General features: G+C 66.3%; 21 protein-coding genes and 1 pseudogene. 10 read left to right on the forward strand and 12 right to left on the reverse strand.

What is annotated here, in order from left to right:
- The 3 genes from NOF53_RS20790 to NOF53_RS20800 all read left to right on the forward strand — a co-directional run.
- Window positions 1–798 (forward strand): Hsp70 family protein (locus tag NOF53_RS20790; protein ID WP_255972245.1); only part of this gene is annotated, 798 nt, incomplete at its 5' end.
- Window positions 795–1,235, forward strand: a complete 441-nt coding sequence (gene grpE / locus NOF53_RS20795; protein ID WP_255972246.1) for a nucleotide exchange factor GrpE — start codon at window positions 795–797, stop codon at window positions 1,233–1,235. The genes NOF53_RS20790 and grpE, both read left to right, overlap by 4 nt.
- Window positions 1,236–1,258: 23 nt before the next feature.
- Complete coding sequence (locus NOF53_RS20800; RefSeq protein WP_255972248.1) at window positions 1,259–2,317, forward strand: DnaJ C-terminal domain-containing protein; 1,059 nt, start codon at window positions 1,259–1,261, stop codon at window positions 2,315–2,317.
- Here NOF53_RS20800 and NOF53_RS20805 read toward each other — a convergent pair.
- From NOF53_RS20805 to NOF53_RS20855, 11 genes are all read right to left on the reverse strand, one after another.
- The gene (locus NOF53_RS20805; RefSeq protein ID WP_255972251.1) at window positions 2,254–2,679 is read right to left on the reverse strand and encodes a J domain-containing protein; all 426 of its coding nucleotides are present in this window, start codon (window positions 2,677–2,679) and stop codon (window positions 2,254–2,256) included. The two genes, NOF53_RS20800 and NOF53_RS20805, sit on opposite strands and share 64 nt — an antisense overlap.
- A gap of 16 nt (window positions 2,680–2,695) precedes the next feature.
- The gene (locus tag NOF53_RS20810) at window positions 2,696–3,115 is read right to left on the reverse strand and encodes an Hsp20/alpha crystallin family protein (protein WP_255972253.1); all 420 of its coding nucleotides are present in this window, start codon (window positions 3,113–3,115) and stop codon (window positions 2,696–2,698) included.
- A gap of 144 nt (window positions 3,116–3,259) precedes the next feature.
- Window positions 3,260–4,675, reverse strand: coding sequence for an MATE family efflux transporter (locus NOF53_RS20815; RefSeq protein ID WP_255972256.1), 1,416 nt, complete (start codon window positions 4,673–4,675; stop codon window positions 3,260–3,262).
- The gene (locus NOF53_RS20820; RefSeq protein ID WP_255972258.1) at window positions 4,672–5,742 is read right to left on the reverse strand and encodes a PLP-dependent cysteine synthase family protein; all 1,071 of its coding nucleotides are present in this window, start codon (window positions 5,740–5,742) and stop codon (window positions 4,672–4,674) included. Before NOF53_RS20820 ends, NOF53_RS20815 begins: the two co-directional genes overlap by 4 nt.
- 9 nt (window positions 5,743–5,751) lie before the next feature.
- Window positions 5,752–7,137: an alanine racemase gene (locus NOF53_RS20825; RefSeq protein WP_255972260.1), complete on the reverse strand. Its 1,386-nt coding sequence runs from the start codon at window positions 7,135–7,137 to the stop codon at window positions 5,752–5,754.
- A complete protein-coding gene (locus tag NOF53_RS20830) occupies window positions 7,134–8,120 on the reverse strand; it encodes an ornithine cyclodeaminase family protein (protein WP_255972262.1) in 987 nt (328 codons plus the stop codon). Before NOF53_RS20830 ends, NOF53_RS20825 begins: the two co-directional genes overlap by 4 nt.
- Window positions 8,117–9,163, reverse strand: a complete 1,047-nt coding sequence (locus tag NOF53_RS20835) for a TauD/TfdA family dioxygenase (RefSeq protein WP_255972263.1) — start codon at window positions 9,161–9,163, stop codon at window positions 8,117–8,119. Before NOF53_RS20835 ends, NOF53_RS20830 begins: the two co-directional genes overlap by 4 nt.
- A gap of 229 nt (window positions 9,164–9,392) precedes the next feature.
- The gene (locus tag NOF53_RS20840) at window positions 9,393–10,808 is read right to left on the reverse strand and encodes an ABC transporter ATP-binding protein (protein ID WP_255972264.1); all 1,416 of its coding nucleotides are present in this window, start codon (window positions 10,806–10,808) and stop codon (window positions 9,393–9,395) included.
- Window positions 10,805–11,611, reverse strand: coding sequence for an ABC transporter permease subunit (locus NOF53_RS20845; RefSeq protein ID WP_255972265.1), 807 nt, complete (start codon window positions 11,609–11,611; stop codon window positions 10,805–10,807). The genes NOF53_RS20840 and NOF53_RS20845 overlap by 4 nt, the downstream gene beginning before the upstream one ends.
- On the reverse strand, window positions 11,608–12,612 hold the full coding sequence (locus NOF53_RS20850) for an ABC transporter permease (RefSeq protein WP_255972267.1): 1,005 nt from the start codon (window positions 12,610–12,612) through the stop codon (window positions 11,608–11,610). Before NOF53_RS20850 ends, NOF53_RS20845 begins: the two co-directional genes overlap by 4 nt.
- Window positions 12,609–14,135, reverse strand: coding sequence for an ABC transporter substrate-binding protein (locus NOF53_RS20855; protein ID WP_255972269.1), 1,527 nt, complete (start codon window positions 14,133–14,135; stop codon window positions 12,609–12,611). Before NOF53_RS20855 ends, NOF53_RS20850 begins: the two co-directional genes overlap by 4 nt.
- A gap of 455 nt (window positions 14,136–14,590) precedes the next feature.
- Between NOF53_RS20855 and NOF53_RS20860 the strand changes: the two genes are divergently transcribed.
- Window positions 14,591–14,920, forward strand: coding sequence for a YnfA family protein (locus NOF53_RS20860; RefSeq protein ID WP_255972271.1), 330 nt, complete (start codon window positions 14,591–14,593; stop codon window positions 14,918–14,920).
- Window position 14,921: 1 nt separating this feature from the next.
- Here NOF53_RS20860 and NOF53_RS20865 read toward each other — a convergent pair whose 3' ends face one another.
- Complete coding sequence (locus NOF53_RS20865) at window positions 14,922–15,932, reverse strand: 2-hydroxyacid dehydrogenase (RefSeq protein ID WP_255972273.1); 1,011 nt, start codon at window positions 15,930–15,932, stop codon at window positions 14,922–14,924.
- Between the two features lie 364 nt (window positions 15,933–16,296).
- Here NOF53_RS20865 and NOF53_RS20870 point away from each other — a divergent pair, with 364 nt between their 5' ends.
- The 6 genes and pseudogenes from NOF53_RS20870 to NOF53_RS20895 all read left to right on the forward strand — a co-directional run bounded on the left by NOF53_RS20870 (window position 16,297) and on the right by NOF53_RS20895 (window position 22,509).
- A complete protein-coding gene (locus NOF53_RS20870) occupies window positions 16,297–17,877 on the forward strand; it encodes an ABC transporter substrate-binding protein (protein WP_255972275.1) in 1,581 nt (526 codons plus the stop codon).
- A gap of 66 nt (window positions 17,878–17,943) precedes the next feature.
- Complete coding sequence (locus NOF53_RS20875; RefSeq protein ID WP_255972277.1) at window positions 17,944–18,870, forward strand: ABC transporter permease; 927 nt, start codon at window positions 17,944–17,946, stop codon at window positions 18,868–18,870.
- A 12-nt stretch (window positions 18,871–18,882) separates the two neighbouring features.
- On the forward strand, window positions 18,883–19,893 hold the full coding sequence (locus tag NOF53_RS20880; RefSeq protein ID WP_255972279.1) for an ABC transporter permease: 1,011 nt from the start codon (window positions 18,883–18,885) through the stop codon (window positions 19,891–19,893).
- On the forward strand, window positions 19,890–20,912 hold the full coding sequence (locus tag NOF53_RS20885) for an ABC transporter ATP-binding protein (RefSeq protein WP_255972281.1): 1,023 nt from the start codon (window positions 19,890–19,892) through the stop codon (window positions 20,910–20,912). The genes NOF53_RS20880 and NOF53_RS20885 overlap by 4 nt, the downstream gene beginning before the upstream one ends.
- Complete coding sequence (locus tag NOF53_RS20890; RefSeq protein ID WP_255972283.1) at window positions 20,905–21,915, forward strand: ABC transporter ATP-binding protein; 1,011 nt, start codon at window positions 20,905–20,907, stop codon at window positions 21,913–21,915. The genes NOF53_RS20885 and NOF53_RS20890 overlap by 8 nt, the downstream gene beginning before the upstream one ends.
- Window positions 21,912–22,509: pseudogene (locus tag NOF53_RS20895) on the forward strand (sulfite exporter TauE/SafE family protein). The gene NOF53_RS20890 and the pseudogene NOF53_RS20895 overlap by 4 nt, the downstream one beginning before the upstream one ends.
- The last annotated feature ends 13 nt before the right edge of the window (window positions 22,510–22,522 follow it).

Raw genomic sequence — 22,522 nt, forward strand, 5'->3', positions numbered from 1 at the left:
CAGGCCGGTGTCCTCAAGGGTGAGGTCAAGGACGTTCTGCTCCTCGACGTCACGCCGTTGTCCCTCGGTATCGAGACCAAGGGTGGGGTGATGACCAAGCTCATCGAGCGCAACACCACTATCCCGACCAAGCGCAGCGAGACCTTCACCACGGCCGATGACAATCAGCCGTCGGTGCAGATCCAGGTGTTCCAGGGGGAGCGCGAGATCGCCTCGCACAACAAGCTCCTCGGCTCGTTCGAGCTCGCCGGTATCCCGCCGGCTCCCCGAGGTGTCCCGCAGATCGAGGTCACCTTCGACATCGATGCCAACGGCATCGTGCACGTGACCGCGAAGGACAAGGGCACCGGCAAGGAGAACACGATCAGAATCCAGGAAGGTTCCGGTCTGTCCAAGGAAGAGATCGACCGCATGATCAAGGACGCCGAGGCCCACGCTGCCGAAGACGCCCGACGGCGTGAGGAAGCCGAAACACGGAATCAGGCTGAGTCGCTGGTGTACCAGACCGAGAAATTCGTCAAGGACAACGAGGACAAGATTCCCCAGGAGGTCAAGGGCAAGGTTCAGACCGCCATCAAGGGCGTCAACGACGCTCTGGCCGGAACCGACATCGCAGCGGTCAAGTCCGCGGTGGAGAAGCTGACCACGGAATCGCAGTCCTTGGGTCAGGCCCTGTATGACACGCAGGGCGGGCAGGATAGTCCTGGCGGCGGTGACCGAACCGGTGAAGCCGACGGGTCGGACCAGGTCTTCGATGCGGAGGTGGTGGACGAACCCGGGAGGGAGGACGCGCGATGAGTACCGAGCGCGCCAACGGGAAAGAGTCACCGCGCGAGCCGATTTCGATCACCGACAAGCGCCGGGTCGACCCGGAGACCGGGCAAGTTCGAGAGCGCACGCCCTCGAGCGAGGGCGATAACCCTCGAGTGGCGGAGTTGACTGCGGATCTGCAACGACTGCAGGCCGAATTCGCGAACTACCGGCGTCGGATCGAACGCGATCGGCACGTCACCGCCGACGCATCCAAGATTCGGGCGACGCTTGCGGACCTGGGTGTCGCTGCGTTCGGCGAAGAAGGTGATCCGTTCGACCCGACTCTGCACGAGGCCGTTCAGCACGAGGGCGGCGGGCACGAACTCGTCGTGGGGAGCGTGCTGCGCCGCGGGTACAAATTCGGTAATCGCAGAGTGTTACGGACGGCGACGGTCACCGTGGTGGATGCTCATCGACCGTAGAGACTGTGGAAGGAGGATGTCCGGTGACGCAGCAGGAATGGTCGGAGCGGGACTACTACGCCGATTTGGGCGTCCCCTCGGGTGCGTCGGCGGACGAGATCAAGAAGGCGTACCGGAAGTTGGCCCGTGAACTGCATCCGGACGCCAACCCGAACGACTCTCGCGCCGAGGAACGTTTCAAGGCTGTCAGCGAGGCGCATGCCGTGCTGTCGGACCCGGCCAAACGCAAAGATTACGACGAGACGCGGCGGCTGTACAAGGCGGGGATGTTCGGCCACACGGGGTTCCGGCCCGGTGCCGCCGGCAACTCGGGTATGGGCGATTTCGACCTCGGGGACCTCTTCCGGAATGGATCGCACTTCACGACTGCCGACGCCGGTTCGATGAGCGACGTGTTCGGTGATCTCTTTCGGAGTCGCCGGCAAACGACCCGAACGCGGCCTCGGCGCGGAACCGATATCGAGACGGCAACACATCTGTCCTTCCGGGACGCGGTCACCGGTGTGGTAGTTCCGTTGCGGATCGGTGGACCGACGGTGTGTATCACCTGCCACGGCAACGGTTCGGTGGTCGATTCACCGTGCGCGGACTGTCACGGCGCGGACGTCGCGAACCGCACCCGCACCATCTCGGTTCGCATCCCCGCCGGGGTGAGTGACGGGCAACGTATCCGCCTTCCCGCACAGGGCGAACCGGGTCTGCGGGGCGCACCGTCCGGAGATCTGTACGTGGACGTGCGGGTGGATCCCGACCCCGTGTTCGCTCGTAGTGGTGACGACCTGACTGTCACCGTACCGGCGACGTTCAGCGAAATGGCGCTGGGCGCAACGCTGTCGGTTCCCACTCTCGACGGCCGGGTCACCGTGCGAATTCCGCCGGGGACGCCGAGCGGGCAAACGTTCAGGCTGCGAGGTCGCGGAGTGCCCGTGCGTAACGGCTCGGTCGGTGATCTGCTCGTCACCGTCGAGGTCGCGGTCCCGTCCGACCTCGACGCCCGCAGCGCGGAGGCGTTGCGCGCCTACGCAGCGGCGGAGCGGAAGGCAGGTTTCGACCCCCGGGCGCAGTGGGCGGGCCGGATCTGACGGGTGCATTTCTCAGCTGTGGCGGCGAACCGGCCCTGGATGGTCATCGGCACGGCGGGTCGCGCACTCGAATGCTGGCGGTCGTATTCGGCCCGTCGGCCGGGATCCCGGAGGACGGCGTAGGCGGCCAGCAAATGTTGTAGCAGTTCGTCCGAGGGCTGCGCGTCGATTCCGGCTGCGCGGGTGTCGGGGTGGAACTCTCGTAGCCTGCGCCGGTAGGCGCGGGTGATCTCAGTCTGCGTTGCCGACCGGGACAGACCGAGAATGTCGTAGAAGTCGTTGCGGGCGTTCATCACCGTGTTCTCCTTGCCCACCGCATGCCGGTGGCCCCGGACACCGGCAGTTGCGGTATTCGGGGCCACGGCAGGCTCGGCCGCCTCAGGCGTTGACTGCCTTCTTCTCGGTGTTGCTGCCGATTTCGATCTTGCGCGGCTTGGCCTTCTCGGCGACAGGGATGGTCAGGGTCAGCACCCCGGCGTCGTAGTGAGCCTCGATCCGGTCGGTGTCGAGGTTCTCACCGAGGAACAACTGCCGGCTGAACACACCCCGTGGCCGTTCGGCCGCCACCATTTCCTTGTTCTCGTCCCGACTCGGCCGCTCGGCGTGAACGGTGAGAACGTTGCGTTCGACGTCGAGGTGCAACGAATCGGCGTCCACCCCCGGCAGGTCGAACTCGACGATGAACTTCTCACCTTCTCGCCAGGCGTCCATGGGCATCACTGCCGGTCGGGCAGCGGTACCGAGGATCGACTGGGTCAAACGGTCGAGATCGCGGAACGGATCTGTGCGCATCAACATCGTGTCCACCTCCAGAAAACCCTCTACTTGTGACAGGTTACCTGCAGCAGATGCTGTAGATTCGTTATAGCATCTGACGTACGTCAAAACAAGAGGTATCCGGGCAATATTCCTGGTGAGGGTGCTTTTTCGGCGTCCGCTCGGTTACGAAGCGGGTGCAGTTTCGATCGCCCGTAGACGTTGGTGGAACGTCCGCAGCAACAGGATCGCGGCGGTGAGCAAACCGCACGACAGGCCGATCCACATTCCGTACGTTTCCAGCCCGAACCCGAAAGCGAACAGGAGGCTGACCGGCAAACCCACCAGCCAGTACCCGATGAGGGTGATCCCGAAGCTCGAGGCCGTGTCACCCACTCCTCGAAGCAATCCGATGCCGATGTTCTGGGCGGAGTCGGCGAACTGCTGGAAAATCGCGATCGCGAGGAGCACTGTCGCGATGGAGACCGCTGTGGTGTCGGAGGTATCCATGAACAACGCCAGCACCCACGTCGGTGCCAGGAGGTACACGAGGCCGACGACTGCGATGACGATCGCAGCGTGGGAGAAGGCAACTCGGGCTGTCATGCGCGATCTGAGCGCCTCGCCGAGGCCGACGAATCGGCTGACCAGGATCGACGAACCGTGCGAGATGCCCACCGACACTTGGAAGACGATGTAGGTGAGCTGATTGACGACGGTATGGGCGGCCAGAGCGGGGGCGCCGAAGCTCCCGATGATCACGGCGGTGACCGAGAACAGTCCCGCCTCGCTGCCGTACGTTCCGGCGATCGGGACCCCGAGGCGGAGAATCGTTCGCACTGTCTCCGGTCGGGAACGGTGTATGGCAAGGCTGAGCATCGGCGCCAGCGCGTCGTCGCGGCGCACCATGGTCGCGAAGATCCCGAACGTCAGCAGGTACACCAGGGAGGTGGAGACACCGATTCCCGGCAGTCCGAGGGCAGGAAGTCCGAAGGTGCCGTAGATGAATGCCCAGTTCAGGGTGATGTTGAAGAGCACCGACAGGATGGTGATTACCAACAGCGCCTTGGGCCGCCGCATGCCGACGGTGTACTGGCGGATCACCTGGAACCACAGGCACGGCACCAGACCCGGGGCGAGCGCGATGAGCATCGGCAACGCCATGTCGAGAACTTCGGCGTCCTGGCCGAAAAATCGGAGACCGTAGCCGAGCCCGACGAGCAGGATGCCGCCGAGGATCCCGGCGACCGTGGCGATGAGGAAGCTGGACCGGACGATGTCGCGAACTTCGTCTGCGGTGGCCTCGGACGGTGTGGTGTCGCCAGCTCGTTCACCGCGGCCGACAGCCCCAGAGACGAGGTTGCCGACTGCGGTCACCAGCCCGACGCCCATGGTGCGCAACTGATTGAACAGGGTGATGGCCAGGCCGCCGGCCGCGAGGGCCTGAATGCTGATCAGACCCATCATGACGGTGTCGGTGGTGGTGAGGGCCACCTGCGCGAGCTGGGTCAGGGCGATCGGCGCAGAGAGGTAGGCGAGTTCGCGACTGGTCTGCCGGTAACTCTGTGTGGGCGCGATGGTTCCTGTACTTCCGTGTGTCATGCGTACTCGATCGGCGACTGCTCGCGGGCGGACCGGTGTGCTGGTACTCCGGCCGAATCGAGCTTCTCATCCACGCGCAGCTCGGCGGCGAGGTCGAGGAGCTCGTGGCGTGTCATCCATTCGTCGTCGAAAACTGTATCAAGGTACTTTTCGCCACCGTCGCAGACGATCGTGACGACGGTACTGCCGGCGGGCAGTGCGGGGAGGATATCGAGTGCGGCGAAGATGGCGCCACCGGACGAACCACCGACCATCAGCCCGTTCCGCCGGGCCAGAGCGCGCGCGGTCGCGAAGGCGTCGACATCGGACACCTTGACGCCCTGGTCGAGGAGCGCGTAATCGACTGCGGTTCCGATGCTGGCTCCGGGAGGAGTGCCGGTGCCGGACTGGTGGTACGGCCCACCGGGGCCGCCGAAGGCAATCGAACCCACGGGTTCGACGCCGATGACCGTGGTCGACTGCCCGAGCCGCCGCAGTTCCCGCGCCGTGCCGAACAGCGAGCCGCCGGTGCCGACCGCGCACACCAGCGCGTCGATCGGTGAGGCCGCGTCGTCGAGGAGTTCGGCGGCGAGGGCGCGGTAGCCCACGGCGTTGCTCGGGTTGTTGTGTTGTTCGGGGAACCACCCGTCCGGATCCGCCGCGGCCATCTGTTCGGCGAGGTCCTCCCGGGCCGACGTGGCGAGTTCGGTTTCGCCGTCCTCCGTGACGAAGTGCAAGTGGGCGCCCATTGCCCGCATGGAACGGAGCTTCTCGGCGCTGGCGTGGTTGTCGACGACGGCGGTGAAACGGTATCCGCGTTCCGCCGCGACCACCGCGAGCCCGAGGCCCGTGTTTCCCGAGGTGGATTCGATGATGTGTCCTCCGGGACGCAGCAGCCCCGCGACCTCGGCATCGATCACCATCTGGCGCGCCATGCGAATTTTCATGGACCCGGTCGGATTGAACTGCTCGAGTTTGAGGAGATAGCGTGTCCCGTTCTCGAGGGCGCACAGTTGTAGCAGGGGAGTCGAACCGATCAGATCCGACACTCGGCTCACGACGCGGGCGGTAGTGGCAATGGTCTCCACTGTCTTCTCCTAGTTGCTGGTGGGGCGGTCGAGTTCCCAGACGGGTCGGCCGTCGACGAGCGTGATGACGACCTTGGGCGGGATGGGGGTGTCGTGAAACGCGGATTCGTTCGAGTCCATCTGGTAGCCCGCGGTGTTGTGGTAAACCAGGAAATCGCCCGGGGCAGGGCGGTGCGGGAACTCGATCACTCGCCACGTCAGCATGTCCGATTCCAGACAGGTTGCGGCGCCGACCGACGCGAAGAACGGCGCCGGATCCGCGACAGGCGTTGTGGCGGAGACCAGCTGAGGGTCGGGGAGGAACTCGGTGTCGAACCACTGTTCGGACAGGCTCAGGCTCGTGCCGTTGACGACGATCATTCCGGGCTCGCGTTCCTTGACTCCCAGCACGGGGAACACCGTGATTCCGGCGCGATCCAGTAAGGCGCGCCCCGGTTCGGTGAACAACGAGATCCCGTGGTCCTGGCAGGACTGGGCAATCGACTTCCGTCCCGGCGCGGGTTCGGTGACGATAGCGCGCAAGGCCTGTGCGCCGGTGATCGCCGAGTGGTACGGGTAATAGCTGTCGAACTGTTTGCCGGCATGGAACGCGTGGGCCGTCTCGTTCGTGAATCGCTGCCAGTCGTCCTGCGGGACATAGCTGATGGGGTACCCGCCACCGAGGCTGATCGTCCGGGCCGCAAGCCCCTGGGCGCGCGCTGCCCGGACGCGATCGACGAGTTGGCAGGCCTGATCACGACGCTCGGAAAGGCTGTACCCGGAGAGGTGGAAGCTGTACCCGAGCATCGCCACGTCAGTCGCGTGATCGAGCGCCAGCCGTTCGGCGTACCGCAGTTCGTCGTCGTTCATCCCGAACCGGCTGATCGCCGGCTGGGGGAGAACCCGGAACAGAACTCGCACCCCCAGTCCGTCCGACAGGGCGGCGAGTGCCCTGAGTTCGCTCGGCGAATCGATGGTGACGACGGCATCGTGGCGCACGGCGAGCCCGAGAAGCTCCGCCGGCTTGGTAGGGCCGGTGATCAACAGGTCCCTTCCGCGGACTCCCGCCGCGAGGGCTTGACGGAATTCCCCGACGCTTGCCACATCGATGCCGAAGGTGCCGGAACGCCCGGCGCGGCGGTCGGTGGTGACGAGGTCGGCGACGGCATCGGCGAAGGCATTGGCCTTGTTGGCCTTCTTCCCGAAGTACACGGTCCCGTCCAACCCCGCCTCGTCGAACACCGCGGCGAAACCGCGGGCGTTTCGCGCGAACTGTGCCGGATCGAGAAGGTGCACGGGTCCGCCGCCGAATCCCCGCACGAGGGCCTGTAACAGGGGTCGGTCAGCGGTGACGGTGTCGGTCCAGGGGGTAGTCAACGCCGGCAGTCGCACGGACCGCAGAATGCTCCGGGTCATGACCACAGCCCCAATGGGCTGCCGAGACCCTGCTCGCGTGCCTTGCGTGCGAACAGAAGTCCGAGCGCGATGTCGGTGACCACGAGTCCACTGTTGTAGGCGAACACCCGGTCGGACGGTGAACGGCGGGGCGCCGCCCGGCCAGCCAGAATGTCAGGCAGTTCCGCATCCACGGCACGCAGGATCCCGTCCTGGCCTGCCATGTCGGTGCCGGTGGTACGCATCTGTTCGGCACTGGTGGCTACCACGTAATCCGCACCGGACAAGGTGGACGGTGACAGGCCGTAGCCGACGAGAATGGACAGTGCACCCGGGGCCAGCCAGCCGGATTCGATTCGGGCGGGTGTCGCTTCACCGGCCACGGCGAGGATTACGTCGGCCCGCCGGACGGATTCCTCGAGATCGGTACTGATCCGGATAGTCCGGTTCGGGTACTGACGAGCCAATTCCTCACGGACCGCGGCAATTCCGTCCGGATGCGTCGCGAAGAGTTCGAGATGGGTCAACTGCGGGTGCGCGGTCAGCGCCAAGGGTAACGCAAACCGCCCCTGCGTTCCGGAACCGACGACGAGCACGGTGGATGCGGTGGGTGTCGCGCAGGCACGGATGATCAACCCCGATACGGCTGGCGTCCGCAATGCGCCGATGCGCCCGCAGTCCATCAGGGCGACCGGCAGTCCCGTGGCGTCGTCGTACAGCGACAGCGTGGTGTAGTAGCGCTTACTCGAACGGTCACGGTCCGGGTCGAACTTGTACGAGGTCTTGAATGCCACGGTGGAACTCTGCCCATCCCGGGCAAGCATCGAGTAGGCCACCGAGTGCTTGTCGGCAGGCGCGACGGTGAGTTTCCCGGGATTCGTCGATTCGCCGGCCGCCAGTGCGCCATAGGCCTGCTCGATCGCGGTGAGGACCTCAGCCGAGGAAACCTCGACCTTGTCGAGATCGCTCGCTGTCAGCGTCAAGATCGGATGCGGTGCGCTCATCGGTTCGCACTCCTGACGGAGTAGATCGGGTGAACTCCCGACGGGTCGACGACGTCCTCGCCGTAGCCGTCCTCGAAGTCCTCGGCAGGGGGCCGATGCCGACCTGGGACCCGCACGTTGATGCGCTTGAGCCACCGATCCGTGCCGTCGTAGCGGGGTGTGAAGGGAACTCGCCCGTGGACGATGACGTCGTTATCGATCATGAGTACCTCCCCGGCGTCGAGGGAAATGGTGCGGGCATGACGTGCGAGCTCCTCGGACAGCCGGGAGTAGGCGCGCCGATACCGTTTCGGAGCTGTCTCGAGTGGGGTGTAGGCCGGATCGTAGCGGAGGCACAACCCGTCCTCGCCAACCCACAGCGTGGGTAGCGCAAGCGCATTGCCACCGGGTACCGCCGTGGGTGTGCCCGCTGCCGGGTTGGTCTCGTAGGAGGCGTCCGGGAGGATCGGAACGGTGGCGCTGGCGAGTTCGACGAATTCGGCGGGTTCGAGTTCGACTTCTCGGATCGAGGAGATGGTCGTGCCGATCCGGTCGTGATTACGCATGGCACCGAGCAGGAGGAAGTGGCACCGGCCCGGGTGGAAAGCGTCCTCGGTGTGTGGTTCGAGCAGGACGGTGCTGCTCGCCCCCGTCTGTTCCTTCTCGTGGCCTGGAGACGGGACGATATTGTTGACCAGGCGACCTTCCTGTTGGCCGGACCAGCCGAACGGGCAGCCTACGACGTGGGCGAGAAGCAGCATCAAGATGTCCCACTCGGCCGTCCGATGGGGATGCACGTCATTCCATCGTGCGGGGGTGGGCCCAATTGCGCGGTCGTCGATCTCGAACCCGGACAACACCTGGAATCCGAGTCCACGCGGCTCCATCGCGCACGCCTCGCGGACCTCGGCGGGCAACGTTCTCGCGATGTCCGCTGCCTCACGAATCAGATCCGGGTTGTCGACGGTGCCGTACGCCGACACCGCCGCCGCGAGAAGGTCTGCAGTGGCCGCCGCACCGGCAACCGAGATGGCACGCGTGGTGAGCTTTGATGCTGTGGGCATGAAGTATCCAACTTTCGGTCAGACGATCGAGAACCGTCGTTGCTGAGAAGAAAGTGTTGTGTGAGTGAAAGATTCGACGAGGCTCACGGCCCGAATCATTATATGGGAAGGCTAACCTCATTGCGGGTTAACCGAAACCCCCTGTGCGGCAGATCACAGCAAGCGTAAAGATCAACGTATCCCTATGTGGCAGTGTGTTTTAACGATTGCCTACCTTGGAGGCCATGGGTCAGCGCAGCCGATCGACCGCAGCGTACGAGCCGGATTCGACTACCCGTCCGTCGTCGATCACGAGTACGTCCCGACAGTATCGGGCCGCGAGCTCCAGATCGTGAGTGATCACGATCAGGCTCGTATGTCGCTCGTGCATCGTCCCGCGGAGCACGTCCATGATGGACTGCGCAGTGGCGGCGTCGAGCGCGGAGGTCACCTCGTCACAGATCAAGACGTCGGGCTCCGCGGCCAGTGCCCGTGCAATCGAAATGCGTTGACGCTGACCGCCGGAAAGTTCGTGAGGGTAACGAGGCGCAAAGTTCCCGGCGAGCCCCACGGTGGCGAGCAGCGCCGTGACGGTGCTGTCGAGGCGTGCCCGTTCGCGGATGCCTCGACGTCGCAACGGCCGGGCGAGGGTGCGTCCGACGGTGTGAGCGGGATTGAGCGTCGACAGCGGGTTCTGCGGGATGAGCTGTATCCGGCCGCGCAGCGACCGTGGCCGGCGGGCGATCGGGAGTCGGAGCGCGCTGTCGTGGAGTCGCACCGTTCCGGTCGCCGCTGGTTCGAGTCCGGCCAGTACCCGCGCCAAAGTCGTTTTCCCGGCTCCTGATTCACCGAGCACGGCGATCGCCTCACCCGGGTGGACGGTGAGATCCACGCCCGCCAGAACCGCCCTTCCGTCGCGGACGAGGCCGAGGCCGGACGCGGACAGCACGGCGGAACCGACTGGGGTCCGGTGCTTTCCGGGGGTGGTGTGCACCGAGGTGATGACGGGGACGCCGAGGTGCACGGTGTGATCCGCGAGGTCGTTCAGGATCGTGGTGTCGTGACCGGACACGGCGACTGCGACACCGGCGTCCGCGAGACGACGCAGTACGTCGGCGACTTCGTGCCGCACCCGCCCGTCCAATCCGGCGAAAGGTTCGTCGACGAGCAGAACATCGACACCGCGGATCAGGGCCCGGGCGAGCGCTACCCGCCGCTGCTGGCCACCCGACAGGGCGCCCGGCCGGCGGTGGAGAACCGAGGGGGGCAACTGGACACGCTCGAGAACGCGGGCCGGTTCCTCGGGGTCGCGGGTGGCGGCGACTTCGCGGAGCAATGCGTGTACACGCATGGTCGGGTTCAGGGCCGATCCCGGGTCTTGCCCCACGAAAGCCAGGTGCGCTCGGCGGAGTCGGCGCAGGGGTTCGGGCTGCATCGTCAGGATGTCCTGCCCGAGCACCCGGAGACTGCCCGAATCGCGGCGGGCTCCGGCCGGGAGGTAGCCGACGATCGCCTGCAGGAGAGTGGTTTTACCTGATCCGGACTCTCCGGTGATCGCGGTGACCGTGCCGGGGCGCAGGGTGATCGACCCGTCGTGCAGAAGTGGTTTCACCGTGCCGGCGGCGGTGATGGTCAGGTGGTCGGCGACCACGGTCGGATCAGTCATGCATCCATCCCCCGCCGGTCCGTTCGGGCCGAGGCGATGGCGAGATTCACGCTGACCGCGAGCAACCCGATGGCGAGGCTCGGGACGAGCACCGACCACGGGTTGAGCAGGGCGCCGGAGCTGTTCTCCCGGACCATCAGAGCCCAGTTGGATTTCCCCAGCGCCGTCGGCAGCTGCAGGAATGCGGCAGTGCTCACCAGGTACATCGCCTCCACGAAACGGAGGCCGAGCTGGGTGGTCACCGTGGTGCGCAGGTTGGGCAGAACTTCACGGAACACGAGGTACGTCAGGCGCTCGCCACTCGCGGCGGCGACCTCGATGTAACCCGACGCCGCGACACCACTGGCGGCGGCGGCGAACACCCTTGCGGTGTACGGGGTTCCGACGACCACGGCGATCAGGACCAGGCCGGCGGCGCCCGAGCTGGGCCACGACAGCATCACGAGCAGGATCGCGAGGATCGGGGGCAGCAACATCAGGGCGTCGGTGGACCGTTCGATGACTGCGCCGACGCGGGGTCGCAGGGCCGCCGCGGTACCGATCGCAGCCGCCAGTCCGGTGACGAGGACGGCGATGACCGCGGCCAGCACGAGCAGTCCCCACCCCCCGACGAGGAGATGTGTCAGGACGTCCTGGCCCAGGTGATCGGTGCCCAACGGCGCCGCCGCCGACGGCTCGGCATAGGGAATGTCCACACCGTCGTCCACGGCGTGCGGCGCGAAGAAGGGGCCCAGTACGGCCAGTCCGATGACGGCGGCGGCCGGGAGCGCGAGCAGCGCAGGCCGGACCCAGGGCGGGGTCATGCGCGCCCCCGGACCGACCACGCGCGCAACAGGTCTGCGACGAGAAGGACGCACGTGATTGCCGCACCGGTCAGTGCGACCACCGAGGCCACCAGTGCCGCATCACGGTCGGCGACCGAACCGGACAAGACGGAACCGATGCCGGGATAGTTGAAGATCGTTTCGACCACGAGTGCGCCCCCGAGCAGCATTCCGACGGAGGTCGCCAGGGAAGTGGCGATGGTCGGAAGCGCGATCGGCAGTATGTGGCGCACCAGCACGTGCCGGTGGGGCAGGCCGTCGAGGACGGCGGCGTGGACGTGCGGCGCCTGCGCGGCCTCGTGCAGAGCCGCACGCGTGACCCTGATGTTCCACCCCGACTGCGGAATTGCCAGAGCGATGACGGGCAGCACCAGCATGGCGGCGTCCAGGGGACCGCCGGCCGAATCGGTAATCGTCACGGCGGGAAACCAGCCGGTTCCGAGTGAGAAGGCAAGGACGAGGAGGGTGGCGATGACGAATTCGGGTACCGCAATCACCATCGTCGTGGTGGGCGACAGGACGCGGGCGCCGGCACTGTGCGGGCGCAACGCCCACAGAGCGCCGCCGAGCAGAGCCGCGATGGTGGTCAGGGCCAGTGCGAGACTTCCGAGCAGCAACGTGCTCGGGAACTTGGACGCGAGGATCTCGCTGATGGGAGTGCCACGCACCGTGGTCCCGAGATCACCCGTGAGCAGTCCCTCGAACCAGATCACGAATCGCACCGGAAGGGCCCGGTCGAGTCCCAACGCCTGCTCGGCAGCCGAGATCTGCTCCTCGGTCGCGTCGCGGCCGAGGGCGGCGCGCGCCGCGCTGCCCGGTAGGAGATCGATGGCGACGAATACGAGGATCAGGACGAGCACCAGGATCGACACCCGTTGGGCGAGCACCACCGAGACCCGTGTCCCGAGGGTGGTGAACCGACGGGCGTCGACCGCCACGACCGTGGCGGCCGACTCGGCCGTGGTGGTGGACTCGCTCAACTCGACAGCCAGGTCTTTTCCAGTTGCACCCGTCCGTATCCGCCGAGCTGTGGGAGTCCCTGCACCTTCGAGGAGGCCACGTCGACTCCGTCGGCCATGCCCCACACGAGATATCCGCCGCGGGCGTACTGGATCTCCTGCAGTGTGCGACTCGCCTTCGCGTAGGTGTCGTCGTCAGAAGCCGCCAGCGCCTCGAGGTAAGCCGCGTCGAACTCGGGATCGCGGAAGCCGGATTCGTTCCACTTGGTGCCCGAGTACATCACCTTGCTGGCGAAGAAGATGACGGAGTCGTTGGTGCCCCAGTTCGCCGTGTACAGCGGTGCCTTCAGCCACGTGTCGTCGTAGAAGGCATTGGCGTCCTGTGTTACCACGTCTATCGTGACACCGATGTCCCGGGCCTGGGTGGCGAACAGCTTCGCGGAGTCGACCTCGCCTGCGGCTTCCTCCTTGGTGAACAGGGTGTACGTCTGCCCGGTATCGAAGCCGGCCTCGCGCAGCAGTTGTTTGGCTTTGTCGATGTCGCGACTGCGCTGTTCGAACGACCAGTCGTAGGTGGGATCACCGGTGCCCAGCACGTCGTTGGCGATGGTGCCGTAACCGGACGTCACCTGCTTGACCATGGCGTCCCGGTCCACGGCGAGCCGCAGAGCCTCGCGCACTCGCGGATCGGCGAACGGGCCGTCGGACGTGCGCATGACGATGGGGATGACGACGTCGTTGGGACGTCGTACCACCGCGAGGTCGCCGCGCCCGTCGGCGGTGCGGCCCGCCACGGCTCCGACATTGGACGCGAGGTCGATCTGCTTGGCGATTACCGCGTTGGCCATCGCCGTGGTGCTGTCGAAGCGCGTCACCTCGATGGCCTCGAGCAGTGGGGTGCCGCCGTGCCAGTTCTCGTTGCGCACCAGGCGCGCGTTTCCGTCGCGGTACGACTCCAGCTTGAACGGCCCCGTTCCCACAGGCGTGGTGAAGTCCGTGGTGTCCTTCTTCACGACGAAGGTCATCAACCGCAGAAGTAGGGGAAGCTCACGGTTCGGTGCCGCGGTGGTGATCACGATTGCAGAGGGCCCGTCGGCGACGATGTCCTCCGCGGAAGCAACGGGGACCTTTGTCTCACCGGCGTTCTCCCGCAGGCGTCGCAGCGACCACACCACGTCGTCGGACGTCACCGGCGACCCGTCGTGGAACGTCGCGCCCTCGGCGAGCGTGAATTTCCACTTGCGGAGATCCTCGAGTTGGGTCCACTCGGCGGCGAGACGCGGCGCCACGTTGGGGTTCTCGCCGGGAACGGTGAGTGCGTCGTACACCAGCGAGGTGATCAGGAAGTCGCTGTCGTTACTCAGTGTCTGATGAGGATCGCGTTCGATCTTCGACGGCTGCCCCAGCGCGCCGACCCGCAACGTGCCACCGGTAGTGGGGTTGCCGGATCCAACCGAAGACTCGGAGGAACTACAAGCGGCAAGGGCGATCAACGCCGTCGTGCCGAGTCCGGCAGAGATGAATTGCCGACGGGAGAAAGTCACGTGTGCACACCTTCGAGTTCTACGAACACCAACAAAGCATGGAATGCATAACCTAACTTGTCGGCGCCTGTAAACCGGGTGGAATTTCCGGCGGATGTGCCCTCGCGGTGTCGTGCGAGTGCAGTCGAGGCGTTTTCCGGGGTATCTCCTTTGCGTGGGCGCGATCCGATGCCTGGCTGGATGCCGAAAATCTCGAGCGGCGTTCAAGTCGCGGGCGGATCTGGACGGTCGACAAGGTGCCCGGCAGTCTCGCAGAACGTGTGAGCGAACTCACAGAGGCGGACTTCGGGCCTGGGAAACCGAGATTTCGGAACTCCGTAACTTTGTCTCGCGGGGCACGCCGCCTCGAGTCTCCTGTCGACTCGAAGGTTTACCGTGATCGGTATGTACCTGATCTCGGAGTTGTCGCGGCGGACCGGAGCCCCGGCAACAGTGTCTGCCGCGCCGGGGGACATGTGACCGTCACCAAGTCGATCGCTCTGTTCGCCCTCGCCGCGGTGTTCGAGATCGGCGGCGCCTGGCTGGTCTGGCAGGGTGTGCGGGAACACCGCGGCTGGATCTGGGCCGGCCTCGGCGCCGTCGCGCTCGGCGCCTACGGTTTCGTCGCGACCCTGCAGCCCGACGCCGACTTCGGGCGCATCCTCGCCGCCTACGGGGGCGTATTCGTCGCCGGTTCCCTGGTGTGGGGCATGGCGTTCGACGGCTTCCGCCCCGATCGATTCGATGTGATCGGTGCCCTGATCTGCCTCGTGGGCGTCGCCGTCATCATGTACGCGCCCCGGTGACTTACCGGACGAGGGCCCGCGGTTCCACGACCGGGGTGGTCAGCGTGCCCGAGGCGAGGAAGTCGTCGAGGTTGCGCAACGTGAGCGCTTCCATGGCAGCTCGCGTCTCGACGGTGCCGCTCGCTACATGGGGGAGTAGGACGACGGTGTCGAGCGCGAGAAGCGCTTCAGGAGTGTGCGGCTCATCGGTGAACACGTCGAGACCCGCCCCGGCAAGGCGTCCTTCGGTGAGCAGTTCGATGAGCGCCTCCTCGTCCACGACCGTGCCGCGGGCCACGTTGATCAGATAGCCGTCGGGGCCGAGCGCCTCGAGCGCGGCGCGGTCGACGAGTTTCTCGGTGCCCTTACCTCCGGCCGCTGCCACCACCAGTACATCGACTCCCGCGGCGAGTTTCACAACCGAATCGACATACGGGTATACAGACCCCGGCACCTCGCGCCGGTTGTGGTACGAAATCGAGCAACCGAATCCGCTGAGCCGGTTGGCGATCGCGGAGCCGATCCGTCCCAGCCCGACGATGCCGACGCGGGTGCCGCTCACCCTGCGGGTCAAAGGGAAGTTGCCGTCCACGGGCCACCGCCCCGCTCGCACGTAGCGGTCAGCGGCCGAAAACCCTCGAAGGGTGTCGATCAGCAGTCCGACGGCGGTGTCGGCAACGCAGTCGGTGAGCACGTCCGGAGTGTTGCTCACGCCGATGCCGCGTTCCTCGGCGAGCGCGACATCGGTTGTGTCGTAACCGACTCCGAAATGCACGATGGCCCCGAGGCGGGGGAGGGCGGTCATCAATGTCGCATCGACTCCGGTCCGGCCGGAGGTGACCACCGCAGTGACCGACTCGGCATACTCGCCCAGAAAGTCCGCCCGGCCGTCGCCCAGCGGTAGATCGAGTGCGTCGTACTTCTCCGTCAGAGTTGCCGCGAGAGATGGCTTCAGTGGTCCGACCTTCAGTACGCGGCCGATCTGAAGAGACTGTGGCGCATTAGAATTGGGAGAAGCCTCTGTGGTCGCCATACGGTCCTCCTCGCACGAGGTGGAGCGGCTCTCCACGCATCGGATGCTCGTACGTTAAGCCGGGCCTGGATGCCTGTCCAACACGTAAATAACATGGATCGATACTGAAACGGCATGAATGGTGGGCTCGCTGTCGTCGGTGTCGGACGGCAGAACCGGATATCCGCCGGTCACAGGCCCGCTCAATGGTGATCGCAGTCACCTGGACCGGCCCAACGTGACCGGCTTCACCTGGCCTTTTGGGGTGGGGACCTCGGCTTCCCGCTGTTGACGCTGCTCCGGGGCCGCTTCTAGCGTGTGTCTACCGTCACAGACGGGCCCTCTTCATTCGCGGAAGGTCGCGACACATCCTACGGAGGACACCATGAGCCCGCCACGTTCGTTGCAGCAGGGAACCCGTTACCGCGCCGTCATCGCAGCCACAGCCGCAATGACGGTGTCGGCGCTGGCCGCCGGCTGCTCGGTGGCCAACTCGAACCACAGCGATGCCGCCAGCCCCGACACGCTGCGCATCGTGCTCCCGCAGGAGCCGCCCACGCTCGAACCCTGCGACGCGTCCCTCACCTCCACTGGAGTCGTGGTGCGGTCCAACATCACCGAACCCTTGGTCGAGCGCAACGCCGACACAGGTGACCTCGAACCGAAACTCGCCGAATCCTGGGAGCAGACGTCGGACAAGGTGTGGACGTTCCGGATTCGCCCAGACGTGACGTTCAGCGACGGCAGCGTGTTCGACGCGGCGGACGCCGCCTTCTCGATCGATCGCACCGTCAACTCCACCATCGGCTGCGACGTGGACGGGTACGTCTTCGGAGACGACGCACTGGTGGTCGCAGCGGTAGACCCATCCACGGTGACGGTGACGACGGCCACCGCCGATCCGATCCTCCCGCTCCGGATCTCTTTCGTAGAGATGGTGCCCACCACCACGGACGCGCAGGACAAGGTGCGTGCGCCCATCGGAACGGGTCCTTACCGCGTGGACTACTGGGATCACGGCCAGCGTCTGTCGCTGGTGCGGAACGACACGTACTGGGGTTCGATGCCCGAGTACACGCGCGCGATCTACCAGTGGCGCACCGAGGGCAGTGTGCGCGCCGCCATGGTCACCAACGACGAGGCGGAACTCGCCACATACCTCGGCCCGGAAGACGGAGCGGGCGACCTCGGTGTCGCCTACCCCAACAACGAGACGACGGCGCTGCGCATGATGGCCACCGAACCGCCGCTCGACGACTACCGCGTCCGCGAGGCCATCGACTACTCCGTCAATCGCGGTGGCATCGTCAAGGCACTCTTCCAGGGGCTCGGCGATCCGGCGGCGCAGCTGGTCGGTAGCAGCATCGTCGGTTTCGATCCGGATCTGCAGCCCACTCCGTACGACCCGCGCCGGGCGGCAGCTCTCGTCGCCGAAGCGAAGGCCGACGGCGTCCCGGTCGACAGGGAGATTCGGCTGATCGGCCGCACCGGGCAGTTCCCGAAAATCAACGAGACCATCGAGGTCATCCAGAACTCGCTGAGCGAGGCAGGCCTCAACGTCAAGATCGAGATGATGGACACGGCCGGGCAGATGCAGTATCAGATCCGACCGTTCCCCGACGCCGGACCGGTGCTGCTGATGATCCAGCACGGCAATCAAGCTGGTGACGCGCAGTTCACCGTCGACCAGTACATGCGCAGCGACGGCTATCAAAGTTACTTCGGCACAGCGCAATACGATGCGCACATCGACGCCGCCGAACAGCTCGTCGGCGACGCCCGCCAAGACGCCTTCGCGGCGGTTCTCGCGGACGAACCGGAAGAGGTTCGCCAGTTCGCGTACATCGCCCACATGAACGCGGTGCTCGCCAAGTCGCCATCCGTCCGGTACGAGCCGAACTCGGCGACCGGAGACGAGATGCGCCTGAGCGAGATGACCCGTGCCGACACCAACGCGAGCGGTTAGCCCCTCTCCCAGCCACCCGAAGGAATCCTGATGTCCCGACCGATACCGTCCGAAAGGCGGTGACCCGTGTTCGCCTTCCTGCGTCGACGCGTGTACACCAGCCTCGTTCCACTGCTCGTCGTACTCTTCGGTGTGTTCCTGCTCGCCCGTCTCACCGGTGATCCGACCAACCTCTATCTGCCGGTGTCGGCCACACCCGATCAGCGGGCGGAGTTCGCCGCGGAGAACGGTCTGGACAAGCCGGTCCTGAGCCAGATGGCCGACTACCTTTCCGGAGTCGTCCACCTCGACTTCGGTGAGTCGCTGCGGACGGGGGAATCCGCCGCCACCATGGCGTTGCGGGCCTTCCCCGCCACCCTTCAGCTCGCGTTCTTCACCATGCTGCTGGCGGTGATCGGTGCGGTCGTCATCGGTTGCTGGGCCGCCTACCGGCCCAACTCGCCGGCCGACCGGATCTCGAGCCTGCTGTCGATGACCGCGGCCAGCATCCCCGACTTCTGGTTCGCCATCACCGGCGTGTGGATCTTCGCGGTGGTGCTGGGGGTGCTGCCCACGTCGGGTACCGGAAGCGCGCTGTCGTGGATCCTGCCGATCACCACGCTGCTGATCCGCCCGCTCGGTGTGCTCACCCAGGTGGTCCGCGGCGCGATGGTGTCGGCGCTGTCCGCACCATACGTACGACTTGCCCGCAGCAAGGGCGCCGGCGACCTGCGCGTCGTCACCCATCACGCGCTCCGCAACGCCGCGGCTCCCGCGCTGACGGTGGCCGGTGACCTCACGGTGGGCCTGGTCAACGGCGCCGTGGTGGTCGAGGCGATCTTCGGATGGCCCGGCATCGGCAAGCTGATGATCGACGCGATCCTGCAGCGCGATTTCGCGGTGCTGCAGGCGGCGGTCCTTCTCACCGCGGTCAGCATCTTCGTGCTCAACATCCTGATCGACGCCGGGTACGCGCTTCTCGACGCGCGTGTCCGCGAAAAGTCCAAGGTCTAGGAGGCCGCCGACATGTCCATCGACAACCCGCCCCGGGTGGACGAGCCCACCGCGGTCCCGCTGCCCGGCGAACTCGTCCCGGCCGAACCCACCCGGCCCGGAAAGCCCGCGGCAGGAAAGATCCCGCTGTGGCGGTTGCTTCTGCGTGACCGGATGGCCACGGTCGCCGCTGCGGTCCTGGTGACCGTGTTCCTGGTGGCCGTCTTCGGTCCCTGGCTGGTCGGTGACGCGGCCACGGACCAGGACTTGGAAAAATCTACCCTCGCACCGTTCGACGTGACCAACGGCTGGATGAACATCCTCGGCACCGACCCGCTCGGCCGGAGCATGCTCGCTCGGCTCGTCGTCGCGTGCCGCACCACCCTTCTCGTCGCACTGCCCGCGGTCGCGCTGTCCTGCATCATCGGGTCCCTGGTCGGCATGTGGGCCGGTTACCACCGAGGATGGCGTGAGACGACGGCGATGCGAGTCGCCGACGTCATCATGAGCTTCCCGTCCCTGCTGATGGCCGTGGTGGTGCTGTACGTGTTCTCGCCGAGTGCGGCGAATATCGTTCTGGTGCTGGCGATCACCCGCATTCCTATCTACCTGCGCACTGCCCGCGCAGAGTCGGCCGAATTGCAGAGCCGGTTGTTCGTCGATGCCGCACGCACTTTCGGCGCCCGCAGCGGAGCCGTCATCCGGCGGCACGTGTTCCCGATCCTCCTGCCGACTCTCCTGACCGTCGCCACCCTCGACTTCTGCTACGTGATGCTTGCCGAATCGTCGCTGAGCTTTCTCGGCATCGGCATTCAGCCGCCGGACATCAGCTGGGGTCTCATGGTGTCGCAGGGCCGTACGTACCTGCAGACCGCCTGGTGGCTGTCGTTCTTCCCCGGACTGGCCATCGTGATCACGACGGTGTCGGCCACCGTACTGGCGGCGTGGGCGCGCATTGCCACCGACCCGGGCCAGCGCTGGCGCCTGACCGTTCCCCGCTCGCGCCGTGCACGCCTTCTCCCCACCCGAAAGGTGGTCTCATGAGCGCATCGGCTGTCGAATCGCTCGAGGTCGCAGAGACCGACCGTGTGGCCCTCGAGGTCTCGGATCTGACCGTCGACCTCCGGACCCCCGCAGGCACTGTCCGGGCCGTCGACGCGGTGTCGTTCACTGCACGCCGTGGTGAGACTCTCGCCCTGCTGGGAGAATCCGGGTGTGGCAAATCGATGACCGCCCAGGCGCTCGTCGGTCTCCTCGAGCCGATCGCCGACATCACCAGCGGCTCGGTGCGCCTCGCGGAGGTGGATCTGGTCACCGCAGATGCCAAGACCCGGCGCGCCCTCGCCGCCACCGAACTCGCCATCGTCTTCCAGGACGCGCTGACCGCGCTCAACCCGGTCTACACCGTCGGCAAGCAATTAGCGGAGCCGTTCCGACTCCACCGGGGCATGACGGCGAAAGAGGCCCGTCGGGAAGCGATCGCCTTGATGCGCCGGGTGGGCATCCCCGAACCCGACTCCCGCGCCGACTCGTACCCGCACCAGTTCTCCGGGGGCATGCGCCAGAGACTGCTGATCGCCATGGCCGTCGCGCTCAGTCCGTCGGTGCTGCTCGCCGACGAACCGACCACCGCGCTGGACGTCACCGTGCAGGCACAGATCATGTCCCTGCTGCGCGACCTGCGCACCGAACACGACATGGCGGTCGTCCTCATCACCCACGACCTCGCTCTCGTCGCCGAGGAAGCGGACCGCGTCGCAATCATGTATGCGGGCAACGTGATCGAGACGGGGCCGGTCGCCGAGGTGTTCGCGCAGCCGCTCCACCCGTACACCAAGGGCCTGCTCGACTCGGTTCCGGTCCACGCGGTGCGCGGAGAAGACCTGAAGTCTATCGGCGGCACCCCGCCGGACCTGCATTCCATTCCCTCGGGCTGCGTCTACCAGGCCCGGTGCCCGTCGGCCCGCGAACTCTGCCGCACCACCCGACCGCCGCTCGAGAGTGTCCAGGGAGCCGGCCGCCAAACCGCATGTCATTTCCCCGAGGAGGTAACCGGTGTCTGAGTCGATACTCGAGGTGCGGGGGCTGACCAAGACCTTCAAGGTCCCCGCCAACAAGGCAGGCAAGAACCGACTACGCGCGCTCGACGGCATCGACCTCGACCTGGCCCGCGGTGAGACGCTCGGGCTGGTAGGTGAATCCGGTTGCGGCAAGTCCACTCTCGCCCGCACGCTGATGATGCTCGAGCGCCCCGACTCCGGTTCGGTGACGTGGGACGGCGTCGACCCGTTCTCGCTGAAGGGCAAGGACCTGCTCGGGCTGCGCCGCCGGGTGCAGATGGTGTTCCAGGATCCGTACGCCTCGCTGAACTCCCGGATGTCGGCGGCCGAGATCATCGCCGAGCCGTGGCGCACCCACAAGACGATGTACAAGACCGGTCGGGACCGGGCCGCGCGCGTGCGGGAATTACTGCAGCTCGTCGGGCTGCGGCCGAGCGACGAGCACCGTTATCCGCAGGAGTTCTCCGGCGGGCAGCGTCAGCGACTCGGCATTGCCAGGGCTCTCGCCCTCGACCCCGGTGTCGTCATCTGTGACGAGCCGGTGTCGGCGCTCGATCTGTCGGTGCAGGCCCAGGTGCTCAACCTGCTGAACGACCTGCAGAAGCAGCTCGGCATCTCGTACGTGTTCATCTCCCACGATCTGTCCGTGGTCCGGCACGTCGCCGATCGCGTTGCCGTGATGTACCTCGGGCGGATCGTGGAGACGGGTGCAACGGACGCGGTGTTCGACCGGCCCGCGCATCCATACACGGAAGCGCTGATGTCGGCGGCACCGAAGCTGGACGCCGCTTCCCGCGGCAAGCGGATCATCCTCGACGGTGAAGTGCCCTCGCCCCTCGACCCACCGTCCGGCTGCCGGTTCCGGACACGGTGCGCCCACGCGACCGACGTTTGCGCGAACACGGTCCCACCGAGGGCCGTCGATGCACGAGAGGCAGACCACGTCGCCGAATGCCATCATCCGCGGCGTCCGGTCGAACTCGGCGTCCCCGTCGCGGTCGGGTGAGCGGGGCGGAACTCGCGATCATCGCGTTCGCCGTCTTCCTCGCCTCGTGCATGCAGGCGTCGATCGGATTCGGGATGGGCATGCTCGCGGCACCCGTCGTCGCGCTCGTCGACCCGGGCCTGCTGCCCGGGACGCTGATCATGACTGCGACGGTCGTGACGGTGATGGTGGTGTGGCGGGAACGCGTTTCTGCTGGTGGTGCTGCCGGAACGGGGGCTGTCGCTGCTGCTCGCCGCCGTGGTGCTGGCCGGGGTCGTCTTCGCGACGCTGGGCTGGGCACCGCCGCCGCGACGCCGGAACCTCGCCGTCGCCGGCGCCGCGTCGGGGCTGCTCGGCACGGCCACGTCGATCGGCGGGCCGCCGATGGCCCTGGTGATGCAGGGGTCGAAGGGGGCGCAGCTGCGCGGCAGAATGAGCGCGTTCTTCCTGGTGGGCTCCACGCTGTCGGTCGCCGTTCTCGCCGCGACGACGGTGCTCAGCTATGTGGCGTCGCGGTTCGTGAATCGCCACCTGGACGCTGCACGCCTGCGCCGGGCGTCGATCACGGTGTCCTGTGTGGGTGCGTTGATGCTGATCGGACAGCAACTTCTGTGATGCAGTGTCTGCA

Source organism: Rhodococcus tibetensis (assembly GCF_024438035.1).
GTDB classification, from domain to species: domain Bacteria; phylum Actinomycetota; class Actinomycetes; order Mycobacteriales; family Mycobacteriaceae; genus Rhodococcus_F; species Rhodococcus_F tibetensis.

Bases quoted from the DNA above. Each gene is read 5' to 3' on its own strand.
- NOF53_RS20830 (WP_255972262.1), bottom strand. From the start codon at position 8,120: ATGAGCGCACCGCATCCGATCTTGACGCTGACAGCGAGCGATCTCGAC.
- NOF53_RS20845 (WP_255972265.1), bottom strand. From the start codon at position 11,611: ATGACCCCGCCCTGGGTCCGGCCTGCGCTGCTCGCGCTCCCGGCCGCC.
- NOF53_RS20815 (WP_255972256.1), bottom strand. From the start codon at position 4,675: ATGACACACGGAAGTACAGGAACCATCGCGCCCACACAGAGTTACCGG.
- grpE (WP_255972246.1), top strand. From the start codon at position 795: ATGAGTACCGAGCGCGCCAACGGGAAAGAGTCACCGCGCGAGCCGATT.
- NOF53_RS20825 (WP_255972260.1), bottom strand. From the start codon at position 7,137: ATGACCCGGAGCATTCTGCGGTCCGTGCGACTGCCGGCGTTGACTACC.
- NOF53_RS20865 (WP_255972273.1), bottom strand. From the start codon at position 15,932: ATGGCGACCACAGAGGCTTCTCCCAATTCTAATGCGCCACAGTCTCTT.
- NOF53_RS20880 (WP_255972279.1), top strand. From the start codon at position 18,883: ATGTCCATCGACAACCCGCCCCGGGTGGACGAGCCCACCGCGGTCCCG.
- NOF53_RS20870 (WP_255972275.1), top strand. From the start codon at position 16,297: ATGAGCCCGCCACGTTCGTTGCAGCAGGGAACCCGTTACCGCGCCGTC.
- NOF53_RS20810 (WP_255972253.1), bottom strand. From the start codon at position 3,115: ATGTTGATGCGCACAGATCCGTTCCGCGATCTCGACCGTTTGACCCAG.
- NOF53_RS20835 (WP_255972263.1), bottom strand. From the start codon at position 9,163: ATGCCCACAGCATCAAAGCTCACCACGCGTGCCATCTCGGTTGCCGGT.
- NOF53_RS20840 (WP_255972264.1), bottom strand. From the start codon at position 10,808: ATGACTGATCCGACCGTGGTCGCCGACCACCTGACCATCACCGCCGCC.
- NOF53_RS20885 (WP_255972281.1), top strand. From the start codon at position 19,890: ATGAGCGCATCGGCTGTCGAATCGCTCGAGGTCGCAGAGACCGACCGT.